Annotated in this window: 14 protein-coding genes; 12 read left to right on the top strand and 2 right to left on the bottom strand. The window is 27.9% G+C overall.

Translation table 11 applies throughout. The features are described from left to right. Window positions 1-76 precede the first annotated feature (76 nt). From selD to JJC02_12075, 4 genes are all read left to right on the top strand, one after another. Complete coding sequence (gene selD, locus JJC02_12090; GenBank protein ID UDN53643.1) at window positions 77-1,123, top strand: selenide, water dikinase SelD; 1,047 nt, start codon at window positions 77-79, stop codon at window positions 1,121-1,123. Between the two features lie 17 nt (window positions 1,124-1,140). Then, window positions 1,141-2,553, top strand: a complete 1,413-nt coding sequence (locus tag JJC02_12085) for an L-seryl-tRNA(Sec) selenium transferase (GenBank protein UDN53642.1) — start codon at window positions 1,141-1,143, stop codon at window positions 2,551-2,553. A 113-nt stretch (window positions 2,554-2,666) separates the two neighbouring features. Continuing rightward, window positions 2,667-4,550, top strand: a complete 1,884-nt coding sequence (selB, locus tag JJC02_12080) for a selenocysteine-specific translation elongation factor (GenBank protein ID UDN53641.1) — start codon at window positions 2,667-2,669, stop codon at window positions 4,548-4,550. Between the two features lie 104 nt (window positions 4,551-4,654). After that, the gene (locus JJC02_12075; protein UDN53640.1) at window positions 4,655-7,393 is read left to right on the top strand and encodes a sporulation-associated two-component system sensor histidine kinase; all 2,739 of its coding nucleotides are present in this window, start codon (window positions 4,655-4,657) and stop codon (window positions 7,391-7,393) included. A gap of 119 nt (window positions 7,394-7,512) precedes the next feature. Here JJC02_12075 and manA read toward each other — a convergent pair whose 3' ends face one another. After that, window positions 7,513-8,457, bottom strand: a complete 945-nt coding sequence (gene manA, locus JJC02_12070) for a mannose-6-phosphate isomerase, class I (protein ID UDN53639.1) — start codon at window positions 8,455-8,457, stop codon at window positions 7,513-7,515. 171 nt (window positions 8,458-8,628) lie between these two features. On the opposite strand from manA, the gene JJC02_12065 reads away from it, so the two are divergent. The 7 genes from JJC02_12065 to JJC02_12035 all read left to right on the top strand — a co-directional run bounded on the left by JJC02_12065 (window position 8,629) and on the right by JJC02_12035 (window position 16,471). Beyond that, window positions 8,629-9,990, top strand: a complete 1,362-nt coding sequence (locus JJC02_12065; GenBank protein ID UDN53638.1) for a Sapep family Mn(2+)-dependent dipeptidase — start codon at window positions 8,629-8,631, stop codon at window positions 9,988-9,990. Window positions 9,991-10,077: 87 nt separating this feature from the next. Beyond that, the gene (locus tag JJC02_12060; protein ID UDN53637.1) at window positions 10,078-11,967 is read left to right on the top strand and encodes a transcription antiterminator; all 1,890 of its coding nucleotides are present in this window, start codon (window positions 10,078-10,080) and stop codon (window positions 11,965-11,967) included. 14 nt (window positions 11,968-11,981) lie between these two features. After that, window positions 11,982-12,437 carry a PTS sugar transporter subunit IIA gene (locus JJC02_12055; GenBank protein UDN53636.1) on the top strand — a complete coding sequence of 152 codons (456 nt, stop codon included), beginning with the start codon at window positions 11,982-11,984 and terminating at the stop codon, window positions 12,435-12,437. A 58-nt stretch (window positions 12,438-12,495) separates the two neighbouring features. Beyond that, window positions 12,496-12,813, top strand: coding sequence for a PTS fructose transporter subunit IIB (locus JJC02_12050; GenBank protein UDN53635.1), 318 nt, complete (start codon window positions 12,496-12,498; stop codon window positions 12,811-12,813). 24 nt (window positions 12,814-12,837) lie between these two features. Beyond that, entirely contained in the window at window positions 12,838-14,070 is a 1,233-nt protein-coding gene (locus JJC02_12045; GenBank protein UDN53634.1) for a PTS fructose transporter subunit IIC, read from the top strand. Window positions 14,071-14,174: 104 nt separating this feature from the next. Next, a complete protein-coding gene (locus JJC02_12040) occupies window positions 14,175-15,239 on the top strand; it encodes an aminopeptidase P family protein (GenBank protein UDN53633.1) in 1,065 nt (354 codons plus the stop codon). A gap of 53 nt (window positions 15,240-15,292) precedes the next feature. Continuing rightward, window positions 15,293-16,471, top strand: coding sequence for a PatB family C-S lyase (locus JJC02_12035; GenBank protein ID UDN53632.1), 1,179 nt, complete (start codon window positions 15,293-15,295; stop codon window positions 16,469-16,471). Between the two features lie 190 nt (window positions 16,472-16,661). On the opposite strand, the gene JJC02_12030 is transcribed toward JJC02_12035, so the two are convergent. Then, complete coding sequence (locus tag JJC02_12030) at window positions 16,662-17,717, bottom strand: FAD:protein FMN transferase (protein ID UDN53631.1); 1,056 nt, start codon at window positions 17,715-17,717, stop codon at window positions 16,662-16,664. Between the two features lie 66 nt (window positions 17,718-17,783). On the opposite strand from JJC02_12030, the gene JJC02_12025 reads away from it, so the two are divergent. Further along, window positions 17,784-18,155 carry a NusG domain II-containing protein gene (locus tag JJC02_12025; protein ID UDN53630.1) on the top strand — a complete coding sequence of 124 codons (372 nt, stop codon included), beginning with the start codon at window positions 17,784-17,786 and terminating at the stop codon, window positions 18,153-18,155. The last annotated feature ends 14 nt before the right edge of the window (window positions 18,156-18,169 follow it).

Below are 18,169 nucleotides of genomic sequence, written 5' to 3'. Positions count from 1 at the left end.
AATACAAAACTTACTTATAGATATGGTATTATAAATATGTGTGTATATGTGGAAATTTAGTAAAGGAGGCACTTTTATGAAAAAAGAACAAAAAAAACTTACAGAGATGACAACAGCAGGTGGTTGAGCCGCTAAAATAGGGCCAGAGGTTCTGGCATCAGTTTTATCTCAATTGCCTAAAAATGATAATATAGAAAATTTATTAGTAGGACTAGATACAGCAGATGATGCTGCAGTTTATAAATTAAATGATGATATGGCACTTATTCAAACATTAGACTTCTTTACACCAATGGTAGATGACCCATATGTATTTGGACAAATTGCTGCATCAAATTCACTATCAGATGTATATGCTATGGGAGGCAAACCTTTGGTTGCAATGAATATTGTTTGTTTTCCATCATGTCATAATATGGATGTGCTTGCAGAAATATTAAAAGGTGGGTTTGATAAAGTGAAAGAAAGCGGAGCACTTTTAGTTGGAGGACATACTGTAGATGATAAAGAGCCTAAATATGGTCTTTCAGTTTCTGGGATTGTAAGTCCAAATAAAGTTTTGTCAAATGCTACTGCAAAGACTGGTGATAAATTAATTATAACAAAACCAATTGGAGTAGGTGTATTAAATACTGCCATGAAAGAAGGTATGGTAGAACAACATATAGCAGATAAAGTAATAGAAATAATGATACATTTAAATAAATATGCAGCAATGAGCTTTGATAAGTTTGATGTAAATTCAGTTACAGATATAACTGGTTTTGGTTTACTTGGTCATACTTTAGAAATGGCTAAAGCTTCTGAAGTAAGTATTGAAATTGAATCAAAACATGTACCAATTATTGAAGGCGCAATAGAGATGGCACAAATGGGAATTATACCTGCTGGTATGTATAAAAATATGAATTATGTATCTAAAGATGTAGAAGTTGTAGGAGATGTGGAAGTTGCAGTTCAAGATATTTTATACGACCCACAAACATCAGGAGGGTTATTAATTTCAGTAAAAGAAGAACTTGCAGAGGAACTTGTAAAAGATATGAAATTAAATGGAGCAATAGAAGCAAAAATTATAGGTTCTGTAGTTCCAAAAGGGGAAAAATATATTACAGTTTTATAAAATATTATAGAGAAAGAGTGATTGTTTTGAGCAAAAGAGAGTTGTTTGCAATGTTACCTTCAGTTGATGAAGTGTTAAATGATAATAGAATTGTAGCAATAATAGATGAATATCCTAGAAGCTTAGTTTTAGAATCTGTAAGAGAAATAATAGATTTTAAAAGACAATTTATATTAAGATTAAAAGAAGAAGTATCAAATTCTGTAACAATAGAATTTGATGAAATAATAGAATCTACGATAGAGAGAGTTAAATTAAATTACTCATTATCCTTAAAAAAGGTTATAAATGCAACTGGTACAGTTATTCATACAAATTTGGGGAGGTCTTTGCTTAGTGAAGATATAAAAGATGAATTATGGTGTGCTGCTTCAAGGTATTCAAATTTAGAATACGATTTGGAGAATGGAGAAAGAGGTTCAAGATACTCCCATTTAACTAGTACAATAAAAAGACTTACTGGTGCGGAAGATGTATTAGTTGTAAATAATAATGCAGCAGCAGTGCTTCTTGTACTTAGCACAATGGCTAAAGGAGGAGAAGCAATTGTATCTCGTGGAGAATTAGTTGAAGTAGGTGGCTCATTTAGAATTCCAAGTATAATGTCTCTTAGTGGTGCAGAATTAGTTGAAGTTGGTTCAACCAATAAAACGCATTTAAAAGATTACAAAGAGGCCATTACGGAAGATACAAATGTATTGATGAAAGTGCATACAAGTAACTATAGAATTATGGGATTCACAGAGAGTGTTTCTATAGAAGAACTAGTTAATTTAGGTAAAAAATATAAATTGCCTGTAATAGAAGACCTAGGAAGTGGGGTATTTATAGATTTATCAAAATATGGTCTATCGTATGAACCAACTGTATTAGATTCTATACGACAAGGTGCAGATGTAGTAACTTTTAGTGGAGATAAGATGCTTGGAGGTCCACAAGCTGGTATTATAGTTGGGAAAAAAGAGTATATAGAAAAAATGAAGAAAAATCAACTTACTAGAGCACTTAGAGTCGACAAACTCACAATATGCGCTCTTGAAGCAACATTGAGAATGTATTTGGATGAGACAAAGGCTATAGAAAATATACCTACTTTAAAAATGTTGACGTATAAAATTGAAGAATTAGAAGTAAAAGCAAATAAACTATTTGAAAAAATAACTGCTTTGAACTTAAATGCCAATATAAATATAGAAGATGGATTTTCTCAAGTGGGAGGAGGGTCTATGCCTCTTGAAACTATAAGCACAAAGGTAATAACAATAACTCCTGAACATATGAATGTTTCATCTTTAGAAAAGAAACTAAGACTTGGTGAAGCACATATAATAGCTAGAGTGTATGATAATAAATATGTACTAGATGTAAGAACTATATTTGATGATGAATTTGATGTAATAGTTGAGGAATTGAGAAAAGCATTTAATTAAATAAATTTGACTTAATAAATATTAAATTTAGAAGTATAAGTATTAAATTTTGATTAAAAAATAGCTACGCACACTTGTGACTTTGGTCATGAGAGGTTCAGAGGGGGCAAAAAATGAAAAATGTAGTAATTGGAACAGCAGGTCATATTGACCACGGGAAAACTACTCTTATAAAAGCATTGACTGGAAGAGAAACTGATACATTAGATGAAGAAAAAAAGAGAGGCATTTCAATAAACTTAGGATTTACTTATTTTGATTTACCAAACAACAGAAGAGCTGGAATTGTAGATGTACCGGGACACGAAAAGTTTATAAAAAACATGTTAGCTGGAGCATCAGGGATTGATATAGTTTTACTTGTTGTAGCAGCAGATGAAGGGGTTATGCCACAGACAGTTGAGCATTTAGATATTCTAAGCTTTTTAAATATCAAAAATGGAATAGTGGTTCTAACTAAGTCTGATACTGTGGATGATGAATTTAGAGAGTTAGTAAAAGAAGATATTTGTGAAAAAATAAAAGGAACTTTTCTTGAAGATGCTGAAATAATTGAAGTTGATTCTATATCTAAAAAAGGTATAGACACCCTTATTGAAAAAATAGATAAAATGAGTGATGATATAGAAGATAAAAATGAAAACTCTCCAGCCAGACTTAATATAGACAGAGTATTTTCAATAAAAGGGTTTGGTACTGTGATAACAGGTACTTTAATAGAAGGAAAGATAAGTATAGAAGATGATTTGGTTATATATCCACAAGTATTAAAAACAAAAATAAGAAGTATACAAGTTCATGGAGAAAATAAAGATACAGCTTATGCAGGACAAAGAACAGCAATCAATATATCAAATGTAAAAGTGGATGATATAAAAAGAGGGGATGTTTTAGCTGCACCAAACTCATTAGAGGAATCAATGATGTTAGATGTAAAATTATCATTGGTAAATCATTTAGACAAAGGATTGAAACATTGGGACAGATTAAGGTTGTATCATGGAACTAGAGAGATACTTTGTAGAGCAGTTCCACTAGATAAAGAATTGATTGAAAGTGGAGAAAGTGGATATGTTCAGTTAAGACTTGAAGAAAGTATAGTATCTAAAAAAGGCGATACATTTGTAGTTAGACGTTATTCTCCAATGGAAACTATCGGTGGAGGTGTAATAATTGACCCATCCCCTAAAAAACATAAGAAATTTGATGAAAAAGTTATAGAAGCATTAAAAATAAAAGAAAAAGGCGAACTTAAAGATATAATAGAAGAGTATTTAAAAAGGAATCTAAAAAATTATCCAAATATAAAAGAAATAATGAGCTATAGTGGTGCTCATGAAGAAGATGTAAAAAGAGCACTTGAAACACTTATATCAGAAGATAAAGTATTTATTATAGGAAATATGTATATGCATATAAATCAATACAATAAGTTAAAGGAAAATACAATAAAGCTTTTAAGTGAGTATCATAAGAAATATAGACTTAGAAAAGGAATGTTAAAAGAAGAAGTAAGGTCTAAGATAGAGAGCAATTTCAAAACTAGGGAGATGGATATTTTATTAGAAAAATTATCTACAGAAAACGCCATAAAAATAGAAAATAATATAGTATCTCTGTTAGATTTTGAAGTTATTTTAAATGAGAAACAAAAAGAAATAGCAAAAAAAATAGAAAAAAGATTAAAATCATGTGGAGTTTCTTCTATACTGACAATAGATGAAGTTTCTGAAGGAAATCATAACTATGCTGAAGTATTGGAGTCAATGATAGGTAATAAAGTAGAGAAATTAGATGATTTGTATATAATGGACAAAGGTATTTATGAAAATGCAAAGAATACTTTGATAAATTATATAAAAGAAAATAAAGAAATAACATTAGGAGAATACAGAGATTTGATTGATTCTAGTAGAAAAAATTGCATGATTATATTGGAAAACTTCGATAGAAACAAAATAACTAAAAGAGTAGAAAACAAAAGAATTTTGTTTTAGCAGAAAATGTCTGTTTTTGCTTTAAGGTATAAAGAAGGAATTATAATGTCGAGTATCGTATAATTAATTATTATAAAATATTAATTAAGAGGAAGTGTAAAGTATTGAAGAATATAATACCTGATGTAAAACCAGATATAAAAGAAAGAGAAGACATGAGCCTTTTATTTATAATAATGGGCTCAGTACTTTTATTATTTATTATAAAAGATACAGATAAGTATGAAACTCTATTACATGCCATATATACTATATTCTTAGTAGCCACAGGAATAATTATATTTAATACTACAAAATTTAAAGTGGATTCATTTTCTACATTTTTAGGATTAATTTTTATAGCCACTGGAGCATTTGAGTGTATATATTTATTTAATTCCTTAGGAATTAGAACTAAGTCTGTAATGGAGATTAATAGCACGATATCAGCAATAACAGATTTATTTCCTATACTGGGTGTATACTTAAGTTTTAAATTTGTTAAGGATAATAAACAAATTTATTCAAGTATAATTTTATTTATAGCAACTGTTACATTAACAATAATATCTTTATTCATAATATCTGAAATTTGTGACTATCTAGGAAATGGTACATCACAATATACTTTAGGAGTTATAATATCTATATTCACAATAATTATTTCTATTATTAGTGTAATTGAATTAAACTCAAGTTCAAATGAAAGTAAATGGGAATATAATGAAAAAAAGATTTTTAATAGAATAATAGTAATAATAATCTTATCAAGGGCTCCAAATCTATTGCATATAGTTATTGCTGATAGGAGTGTAGAGAGGATATTATCACAGATAATAATAAATGTAGCCTTATATTATTTATATAATTACATAGTATCTAAGAATATTAATAAAACAGCGCTAGAATTACATGATACAAATGAAGAATTGACAATAAAAACGGAAAGTTTAAAAGAAAAGAACAAAAAATTAATCTATGAGACAGAAAAGATAGAGGAACTTAAGGGAATACTTATGAGAAGAGAATCTAGACTACAATCTACATTAGATGTAGCAGTAAATAGCATAGTTGTATTTAACAAAGATGGAGATATTACATACGCAAATAAGAGTTTTAGAAATACTTTTGGAGATTATAAAGAACAAGATAAATTGACTGATAAAATAAAAAACTTCAACGATTTAATAGAAAGCATTCACTATGTGTTTGTACATGAGAAGAATGTAGAAAAACTTATTAATACAAGTAATAATAAAGTTTATCAAGCTATATTTGCTCCTTTAATTATTGCTTTACAAACAGAAGGGGTATTATGTGTACTAGAAGATAAGACCAAGAAAAAGGAATATGAACGCAAACTTATTGAAGCAAATAAGAGAAGCAGAGATTTTTTAGAAAGTATTGGAGATGGCATAGTAGTACTTGAAGGTAATAACAAAATATACGTTAATAATGCATGTAGAGAAATTTTTAAAAATAAATTAGAAAGTATTGATTTTTCAGCAGTATGTAAAAGTGAAGAAAGTATAGAAAAAAGATATGTAATAGATGGTGAAGTAAAGTACGTAGAGATGAGTTTTTCTCAGTATACTAATGCTGGGACTGATAAAACTATTATTGTGATACGTGATACAACGTCTCGAAAAATATCTCAAATAAAACTTGAGGAAAGTCAATCATCCTATTCAAGATTTATAGATATATTACCTGATGGCATATGCTTACTAAAAGAAGATTTAAGTATAAACTATGCAAATAAATCGTTTTTAGATATGCTAGCTTTTACAAATATAGATGATATAAAAGACTCTAATATTAAGGTATTAATGAATGCAAATACTGAAGAAAAAATGAAATTTACTGATAATATGGCTAAAGTTCTAAATGAAAATAGAAGTATACTTTTACTAGAGTATGAGTTGATAAATAGTTATGATGATATAGTAGAAGTAGAATTAAGTGCATTACCTTTTGCTATATATAACAGTAGATACATAATGCTTATTATAAAAGATTTAGTACACAAGAAATATTCTGAACAAGCAGAAAAAGAACTGCTTGAAAGATTTAAAACAGATAAAATCAAAACTGAGTTTTTTGCAAATATGTCTCACGAGTTAAAAACTCCACTAAATGTTATATCAAGTTCAAATCAACTAGTAGATTCTTTCTATAGAAGTGAAAAGATAAAAGACTACAACAATAATATTAAGTCTCATGTAGATTTAGTAAGACAAAGTTCTTATAGGCTTCAAAGATTAATAAATAATATTATAGATTTAACAAAGATGGAGTCTGGGTTTTATACACTAAAGCTTGCAAAATACAATATTGTATCTGTAATAGAAGACTTATTTATGAATATAGAAGAGTATACAAGTAGAAAAGATATAAAAATTCTATTTGATACAGAACTTGAAGAAATTAATGTTTATATAGACAAAGTTGAAATTGAGAGGATTATGTTGAATCTATTGTCAAACTGCATTAAGTTTACTGATAATGGCGGATGGATATACGTAAATATCTATCATAAAATAGATAGGATAATCATAAGTGTAAAAGATACTGGAGTTGGAATACCTAAAGATAAGTTAGAATTGATTTTTGAAGAATTTTCACAAGTTGATAAGACTCTATCTAGAAATACTGAAGGAAGTGGAATAGGACTTGCTATAGTTAAGAATTTAGTAAATCTTCATGGTGGAGATATAGAAGTAGTAAGTGAAGTGAATAAAGGTACGGAATTCTTGATTTCACTTCCAATAAAAAGTTTTAATAGTGAACATTATACAGAAGATAAGAGAATATATAATATTCAAGAAAAAATAAAAATAGAATTTTCCGATATATATTATTAGAGGTTATTACAAAATAAAATGAAATTAAAATACTATATGTTTATAGTCAAATCTTTTATAAAAAATGGGCTATCATAAAGTGATTATTATGATAGCCTATTTTTAGTTTGATTTTATATCTATATATGAGAACATATAATCTCTAAACTACCTTCAAAGCTAAAATCTCCAAAGTTATTTGGTAATATGAAGTGCATTCCCTTTTTTAAATCATATTCAACAGAATTGTGTACTAGTTTTCCATTTCCATCTAGTACACTATATAATGAAAAAGGTGTATTATGTGTAAATTTACATTTTCCAAAAACATCTAGTTTATAAACGCTAAAAAATTCATTTGATACAAATGTTGTGCATTTAAATTGTGGTGTTGATACGGTTTTATAATCAGTATCAAAATTTATATGAGGAACATTCGTAACATCTATTGACTTTTGAACATGAAGTTCACGTTTATTGCCTGAATTGTCAGTTCTATCATAATCATAAACTCTATAAGTAGTATCTGAATTTTGCTGAGTTTCTAAAATTAATGTTCCTTTACATATAGCATGTATAGTTCCACTTGGAACATAAAAAAAATCTCCCTTTTTTATGTTAACTTTTCTAAGTAGTTTGTCCCATTCATTATTATTTATCATATCTACAAATTCTTTACGAGATTTTGCATTATGACCTATTATAATTTCTGCATCATCAGAACAATCTATTACATACCAACACTCCGTCTTACCTAACTCTCCATTTTCATTTTTCTTAGCATATTCATCATCTGGATGAACTTGAACTGATAAATTATCATTTGCATCCAATATTTTTGTAAGCAAAGGAAATTTATCTCCAGGTGTATTTCCAAATAATTCTCTATTTTTATCCCATAATTCAGACAGTTTTTTACCTTTATATTCTCCATTTTCTATTAAGCAATCTCCATTTTTATGAGAACTTATAGCCCAACATTCACCAGTTGTTGGTGAATCTATTTCATAATTAAATTTATCTTTAAGTGCAGTACCGCCCCATATTCTATCCATAAAAATAGGTTTTAAAAATAGTGGTTCCATAATCTTGTTCCTCCTATAATATTAAATTTATCCTACAAATAATTATATATAAATAGATTATAAAATCAAGAGTAAAAAAGTTTTGTCCCTTGAAATGACATAAAGTATAAGGAGTTATCAAATAAGATAAACTATGATTATAATATAAAGTTCTAAATTGGAGTGATAATTATGACATTATTTAAGGAAGAAAGCAAAAAATATGAAGAAGAATTTTTGAAATTGTTGGAAGAGTGGATAAGCATACCTTCATTTTATGATAAAAAAACTGCATCTAAAGATATGCCTTTTGGAAAAGGTGTATATGATGCATTGAATTGGTTTGAAAATTTAGGCAGAAAAAACAATTTTAAAGTAAAAAATATAGATAATCATGCTGTTCAAATTGAATATGGACATGGTAAAGAGTATGTAGATATATTTGGACATTGTGATGTCGTAAATCCAGGAGAAGGATGGGACAGTGAGCCATTTAAATTAAATATTATAGGCGATAAATTAGTTGCTAGAGGAGTATCTGATAATAAAGGACCTATGATAGTGAATTTTTTAGCACTAAAAATGATAAGGGATTTAGAGATTGATTTAAAAAGAAAGGTTAGATTAATAGTTGGAGGAAATGAAGAGAGTGGATTTAAATGTATAAAGCATTATTATAGCAAAGAACCATATGGTGTATGTGGATTTACTCCAGATGCTAAATTTCCTGTGTTAAATGGAGAAAAAGGTGGAGCAATAATAAAATTAGTTTCAAATATAGATGATAAATCTTTATACGTAAGTGGTGGAATAGAGTTTAATACAATACCAGATAAAGTGTATATAAATAATATAGAAAAATTGGGTAAAGATAATATCTGTTGTGATGTTAACAATAAATCAATAAGTTCTGATAATGGCAGTTATATTGTGCATGGAAAAGGTGGACATTCATCTAAACCTGAAAAATCAAATAATCCTATATTAGGTACAATTAAACTTATGTCAGAGATTATTGATGAAGAGTGGGCAAAAGACTTGTATAAATTAATAAACGAAGATAATATAGATGGAAAATTATTTAATTTAAATATTGAAGGAAAATGTGGAATTTTATCAATGGTTCCAACAATAATAAATATAGTAGATGGAAAGCTAGAAATAGTTTTAAGTGTTAGATATCCAGAAGTATTAACAATTGAAGATATAATAAAAAAATTTGATTTGTATATGAAGAGAAATAACATTAATAAATTTAGGATTATTGGGGAAAATTTAAAGCAAGCAAATTATATAGATAGAAATTCAAAACTTGTAAAAAGTTTGCACGATATATATATAAAGTATTCTGGTGATTTAAAAAATGATGTTAGAGTAACTAGTGCAGGAAGTTATGCTTCTGAAATGAATAATTCAGTAATATTTGGTTGTGAATTTCCTGATGGAAGTTTTGGAAATGTCCATAGTGCTAATGAATTTGCTAGCTTAGATAGATTTATAAATGCAATAGCCATATATGCAGATGCAATAATTGCATTATGTAACAAAATATAAATACAAAATGTCCCTTATACAGACATATTATATATACAATTAAAATTTTACTTGATATATAATTGAAATCAAAGAGAAGGTGATACAATGATAACTAAGAAACATGCATTAATAGTAAAAAGTTTAAGCAATAAAGACGGATATATGACATCAAGTGAACTAGCTATCAAATTGGATGTGTCCACTAAAACTATTAAAAGATATATAGCAGATTTAAATAGTATTTTAAGCAAGTATGATTTGGTAATAGCTTCTTCTAGAGGTATAGGATATAAGTTAAGTGGCTCTAAAAGCAGTATAGCAAGAGCTGTTAAAGAAGCAAATAAATATATTGATGGTTTTTTAGATGACTCTGAAGAATCAAGAATGTCAAATATAATATGTATGCTTATTAATAGAAATTATATGAGTATAGAAGCAATGGCAGAAGAATTAAATCTAAGTATAGCCGCTATAAATAAATTGTCTAGTAAGCTTAAAAGAAAACTTGAAAAGTATGACTTAGTTATAAAATCTAAACCTTACTATGGAAGCTATATACATGGTGAAGAAATTAATATAAGACAATTGATTACTGACTATGCAATAAAATTGGATGAAAAAAGTAGAGTCAAGGTGTTTTTAGATGATATCAGTGAAAACGATATATACTGTATAGAAAGTATTTTAGAAAAACATTTAAGAGAGAACGATACAATAATTTCAGACAAAGATTTTAATCTTTTGATTTCAAAGATAATAGTTTCTGTATTTAGGAGTAAGAGAGGTCATAGCAAACACATAAACTTAATGGATACAAGTTATAGGTTTCATAATTATTACTTTATAGAAAGCTTAATGAAAGAAATCTCTGAAACGATTGGATTTAAACTTGTTGAAGATGAAGTAATTTATATTTCAAATTATTCTGGTGTAATAGCATATAAAGGTACACAAGGAAGAAAAAGCACAAGTGAAGTAGAGGAGCGAATAAGTAGTGTTATAAGTAGTGCACTTCAGGATATATTACTTATTTCAGGTAGTGATTATACAAAAGACGAGGAGTTTATGGTATCAATATCTGACCATATAAAGAGATTTTTAAATAGAGCTAAAGCTAATATAAAATCAAATAATCCCTTACTTCATCAAATAAAAGAGAAGTTTCCAATAGCTTTTAATCTAGCTGTGTTTTTATCAAATAAACTAGAAACTGAATTTAATTTAAAACTTGATGAGGATGAACTTGGATATATAGCTATTCATTTTGCTGCTTCAAATGAAAGAATGAAAAAAAATACTAGTAAAAAAATTTGTATAGTTTGTCATTATGGTATAGGAACAGGACAACTTATATCTGAAAAGTTAAAGCAGAATATAAGTGATTTAAATGTAGTAGGTGTTTATCCAGTTAGATACCTCGATATGGCTATAAGTCAAGATGTCGATTTAATAGTGTCTACTGTTGAATTAAAAGGATATGAAAAACCTGTCTTATATATAGAAAACATATTTGATGATAGCTTAATTGAAAACGTAAACAAAGCCTTTTATGAAAAGGAAGAAAGAAGAAAGATAATAAGTAACATGTTTGATGAAAAAGCTTTTTTTAGCATAAAGGCTAGCACTAAAGAAGAGGTTATACTTTCACTTTCAAATAAACTAAAAGAAAGAGGCTTTATAGAAGAAAGTTCTATAAAAAGCATAATAGATAGAGAAAATATTTCATCAACTGAAATAGGAAATCTAGTGGCAATACCTCACACAATAGTGAAGGGAGATAAAAAATCTATAATAGGAGTTGGAATACTTGAAAATCCCATAATTTGGGATAAGCAGGAGGTTCAACTAGTATTTATGGTATTTTTTAATACTAAAGAAAAACATAATTTCTCGATATTTAAATACCTTTATAATTTTATAAAAGACGAAGGTGGAGTAAGAGGAATTATTAAAATATGTGATTTTAATAAATTAATGACACTGATAGGTAATTAAGGAGGAAATTAATAATGGGAACAAACATATTTAACAAAGAATATGTATTTTTAAATGTTGATGCTAAATCAAAGATTGAGGTTTTAAAATTTATAGCAAAAAAAGCTAAAGAATTAAACTTAACAGAAGATGAAAGTTTTGTATATGAAGGTTTAATGGCTAGAGAAGAACAATTTACTACAAATTTAGGAGAATCTATAGCAATACCTCATACTAAAAATGATGCAATTGAAAATCCAGCAGTAGTAGTGTTGAAGTTTAATGAAGATGTTATTTGGAATGAAGGTGAAGATAAGGTTAAATTGGCGATAAGCTTGCTTATGCCAGGAAAAAGTAAAGAAAATATTCATCTTAAATTATTATCATCTCTTTCAAGAAAATTAATAAATAAAGACTTTAAAGATTCTCTTTTAAAGAGTGATAATGCTGAGGAAATATCTAACTTAATAAATGAAGCTTTAGGTTTATAAATAAACACTAAGGTTAAAATAAAACAAATAATTAATTAAAAAATAGGAGGAATTTAAAATGAATAAAAAATTAGTCGCATTATGTGCTTGTCCAATGGGATTAGCTCACACTTTCATGGCAGCAGAAGCAATAGAGCAAGCAGCAAAGGCATTAGGTTATGAAGCAAAAGTTGAAACTCAAGGTGCAGATGGTGTACAAAATGAGTTGACAAGAGATGATATATTAGGAGCAACTATGGTAATACATGCAGTGGCAATAACACCAGAAGGTATGGAAAGATTCGATGGTTGTGAAGTTTATGAAGTTGAATTACAAGAAGCTATAAAAAATGCAGAGGGTGTTATAAAAGAAATAGAAGAAGATTTAGGAATATAATAAATTTATTGTGGAGGAAATAGAATGGCAATTAAGAAAAAGGTTATAAATAGTTCAGGTGCTTCTACTCCATCTAGTCCAACTCAATCAAAGGGAAATGGAAAATGGAAAGAAATAAGTAAACATATAATGACGGGTATATCATATATGATACCAGTTTTAGTAATGGGTGGACTTATAGGAGCTTTATCTCAATTAATACCATATGCTATATTAGGGCTTGACCCATCTGTAGGTATAGTTGATGCTATGAACTCAGGTGAATTTACAGGATTCAAGCTTAGTCTTTTAAATATGGCACAATTAATGTCAAATTTCGGATTTACTTTATTTGGATTTGCAATACCACTATTTGCAGCATTTTGTGCAAACTCTATAGGTGGAAAAACAGCCTTAATTGCAGGATTTATAGGAGGGTATATAGCCAATAAACCTGTAGGTGTACCACAATTTGTGGATGGACAATGGACTGAAGTTGTTCCAGTTGCATCAGGATTTTTAGGCGCAATATTAATAGCATTCATAATAGGATATTTTGTAAAATGGTTAAATAAATCTATAAAAGTTTCTCATAACTGGTTAGCTTTTAAAACAACATTTTTAATACCATTAATAGCATCATTAGCTTGTATGGTATTGATGATATTTATAATAACTCCATTTGGTGGATTAATTAATGAAAGTATGAAAAACTTCTTAACAGCAGCAGGAGCAGCAGGAGAATATGTATATGCAACAGCTTTAGCAGCAGCTACAGCATTTGACTTAGGAGGACCAATAAATAAAGCAGCAGGATTTGTTGCACTTGGTTTAACTACAGAGAATGTACTGCCAATAACAGCAAGAACAATAGCCATAGTTGTTCCTCCAATTGGATTAGGATTAACAACATTATTAGATAAAAGACTAGTAGGAAGAAGAGTATACGATAGACAATTCTATCAAGCAGGAAAAACTTCTATGTTCTTATCATTTATGGGTATATCTGAAGGAGCAATACCATTTGCACTTGAGAGACCAGGTTTTGTTATACCTTTAAATATAATAGGAAGTGTAATAGGAGCTATTACAGGTATAGTTCTAGGAGCAATTCAATGGTTCCCAGAGTCAGCTATATGGGCATGGCCTCTAGTAGATAACTTATTTGGATATGTAATAGGTATAGCAGTTGGTGCTATATTCATAGCAGTAGGAAATATATTCTATAGAAATAAATTAATAAAAGATGGTAAACTTGTTGTAGATTATATCGACTAGTATTTAATTTTTACTATCTATAAATAACCTTGGCTGGTAATATGGTTTTAATCAATATTACCAGCCTTACCTATATGATTAATTAAAGGCGGTGGAGATAAGGTATGGATAAGCTAGAAAAAGTAAGAGAGTATCTTAGAGAATATGATATTGAAGGATTTCTTATCAATAGTCCTACAAATAAGTTTTATGTCGGAAATCTATTTAGTTCTTCAGGTTATGTTTTTATAACAAAGGAAGCACAATATATAATAGTAGATTTTAGATATTTTGAAGAAATTAAAAGAAAATCGAGTTTATTTGATGTAGTATTAATGGACAAAAATAGAACTCATTTCGATATAATTAATGATATTTGTAGAGAGCAGAATATAAGAAAAATAGGATTTGAAGGAAATGAAGTATCCTTTGATTCATATAAAAGTATGAGTAATAAGTTAATTGCAACCTTAAAATCAGTTGACTTATCTACTTTAAGGAAAGAAAAAGATGAAGACGAAATAAAATATATAAAAAAGGCTTGTGAAATAGTCGATGCTACATTTTATCATATAATTGATTTTATAAAAGTTGGTATGACTGAAAAGCAAGTTGAAAATGAAATTGTTAGGGTTATAAAAGATTTAGGTGGTCAAAAAGAATCTTTTGACACAATAGTTGCATCTGGGATTAGAGGAGCATTGCCTCATGGAAAAGCAAGTGAAAAAGTTATAGAGTATGGAGATTTTGTTACTTTTGATTTTGGTGCTAAGTATAATAATTATTGTTCAGATATTACTAGAACCATTTGTATGGGTACTATAAATAAAGAGTTAGAAGAAATATATAATATAGTAAGAGAAGCAAATGAAGAGTGTATAAAGGTTTTAAGACCAGGAATGACTACTGGAGAGATAGATAAAGTTGCAAGAGATATAATTGGCTCATATGGATATGCTGATAATTTTGGTCATAATCTAGGTCATGGTGTAGGCATCATGGTTCATGAATATCCTGCATTAGCTCCTGAATCAAATGAAATATTAAAAGAAGGTATGATTGTAACTATAGAGCCGGGTATATATGTTCCAAGTCTCGGAGGTGTAAGAATAGAAGATGATGTACTTATAACACAAGGTGGATGCATGAGGTTGACTACATCTACTAAGGATTTAATAGTTGTAAGTTAAAAATAAACTAGATAAATATTTCATAAAAATAAGAAAAGAAGAGGTAAATTTAAATGTATAATTTTGATGACAGACCAGATAGAGTAAGTGAAAAGTGTAGAAAGTGGGATTTAAACATTATAAGAGATAAATTTGGTAATATTAGAGAAGATTTTGTACCAATGTGGATTGCTGATATGGACTTTAAAATACCAACAGAAATAGAAAATAAATTTATTGAAGTTGTAAAAAGAGGTGTGTTTGGATATACATACTGTTATGATGAGTTTTATGATTCAGTTATTGAGTGGCAAAAAAATATGCATGAGGTAAATGTAGAAAAAGAATGGATTACATTAACTTATGGAACTGTATCAACACTTCACTACGTAGTACAAGCTTTTTGTAAAAAAGGTGATAGTATAATATTAAATACACCAGTTTATGACCCTTTTGAATCATCAGCAAAAAAACAGGGTGTAAATGTAGTTTGTAATACACTAGATGTTATAAATGATAGATATTATATAAATTTTGATAAATTAGAAATTCAAATTAAAGAAAATCAACCTAAGTTAATGATGTTTTGTACACCACATAATCCATCTGGAAGGATATGGACGATTGAAGAAATGACAAGAGTAGCAACTATATGTAAAGAAAATAATGTTATTTTGGTTGCAGATGAAGTACATGCAGAGCATATTCATTATGGAAAATTTAATTCAATACTTAAGATTGAAAAAGAGCTTTTAGAAAATGTTATTCTATTGACATCACCAAATAAAGGATTTAATCTTGGGGGATTAAAGACTTCTTATTCAATAGTTATAAATAAGGGTATAAGAGATAGATTTAGAAATAAACTAAAGCAAAATTCTATAACTTCTCCAAATGTGTTTGGAATAATAGGATTGATAACTGCTTATAATGAATGTCGTGAGTGGTTAAGTGGTGTAAATGAATATATAAAATCAAATTATGAACTTTTAGAAACGTGGGTAAATAAATATAATAAGATTAAATTGATGAAGATGGAATCATCTTATTTAGCTTGGATGGATATAAGTGGATTAGGTATAAGTGCAAGTGAATTTACAGATAAGTTGGCTATTGATACAGGGGTATTATTAGAAGATGGAAGTCATTTTGTAAAAGATGGTGAGAACTATGTCAGAATAAATTTAGGAACTCAAAAAGAAAATGTAATTGAAGCTTTAAATAGAATGGATTTATTTTTAAAGTCTTTATAAAAATTAGTTGAATTAGTGTTTTATATAAATTTGAACTATTAATATGGTATATACATAAGTACAATTTGTTTTAGACTACTTAGTATATACCATATTTTATATAAAATTTAAATTTGCGTTAGTTATGTGATAACTATTTAAATTCGTGTGTATTTTGTACGTATATAGGTATAGTTATTATTTAAACTCATTATTTATTTAATTTTTCAATAGAAAAAGCTTCATTTGTAAGTTTAAAATTATCTTTTATACCCTTAGTTAAGTATATTTTTTTATCCTTAGTTATAAATATAGCATCTACATTATCAATGCTATTAATTAAATCCATACCTTTCTCAAGTCCAAGTCCAAATGTAGAAGTAGATAAAGCATCACAATTAATAGATTTATCGGAGATTATCGTAACACTACTTAAGTTGTTTTCAAAAGGATACCCAGTAAATGGATTTAGCATATGATGATATATTTTTCCATCTTTTTCGATAAATCTTTCATAGATTCCAGAGGTAACAACAGATTTATTTGTTGTTTCTATGTTTCCTATAGACTCACCATTTTTACTAGTTGGGTCTTGAATACCTATTTTAAAAGGTTTATCATTTTTACCATTTTCTAAAGTAAATATATTCCCTCCTAAGTTTACTAAACCTTTTTGTACACCTTCTGATTTTAGATAAGCTACAATTTTATCAGCAGCATATCCTTTAGCTATGGCACCTAAATCAATTTTCATGTTTTCTTTGGTTAATTTTATAGATTTATTTTTTTTATCCAAGAGAATGTTTTTATAATCAATAAGAGGCAGAAGATTTTGTATCTCAAAATCACTTGGCACTTTAGCTTTATCTGTACCAATTGCCCATAAATTTGATATTGGACCAACTGTTATATCAAAATATCCATTTGATAATTTGGAATATTGTATGGATTCTTTTACAACGAAAAATGTATCATCTGAAACTTTGACAAATTTCTTACCAGCATTATCATTTATTTTAGAAGCATCACTTCCTGGTATATGAGTACTCATTTTGTTGTCAATATATCTTAAAATTGAATCACATTCATTTAAGATTTTATCACTTTTGGATTCTTTTACATTAAATACAGTAACTTCATTTACTGTACCAAGGTAGTAGCTAGTTTTACTATATTTAGTATTCTGGCTTGAATTCCTAAAAAATGAAAATAAAATTAATGCTAAAATCAATATCACAAAAATAAATGTGATTTTTTTCTTATTCATGGTATATTCCTCCTATGAAATTGTGTTATTATTTTATTATAACATAATTTCATAGGAGGACAAAAAATGAAGAAAAAAGACATTCTTCTTATTTTAGGCATTTTGGTTGTTATTACAGCATGTTATGGGATAATAAATGTTATAAATTCTAAAAATGCTGGAAATATTGAGATTTATGTAGATAATAAATTGTATAAAACTGTTTCAATAAATGCCAAAGAAGAATTTAAAATAGAGAATAGAGGGGGGTATAACATAGTAAAGATTCATGATAAAGGGGTTGAGATAGTAGATGCTTCATGTCCTGACAAGGTCTGTGTACACACTGGGTTTATAAATAAGCCAAGTCAAAGTATAGTTTGTATACCTAATAGAGTGAGCATAAAAATAAATACAAATGAAAAGAATGATAATCAAGAAGATATAATTTCTAAATAAAATAATAAAAATAA

The organism is Clostridioides sp. ES-S-0054-01, assembly GCA_021561035.1.
GTDB lineage: Bacteria > Bacillota > Clostridia > Peptostreptococcales > Peptostreptococcaceae > Clostridioides.
The sequence above is the reverse complement of the archived record's forward strand: the minus strand, read 5'-3'. Positions and strand labels throughout refer to the sequence as shown.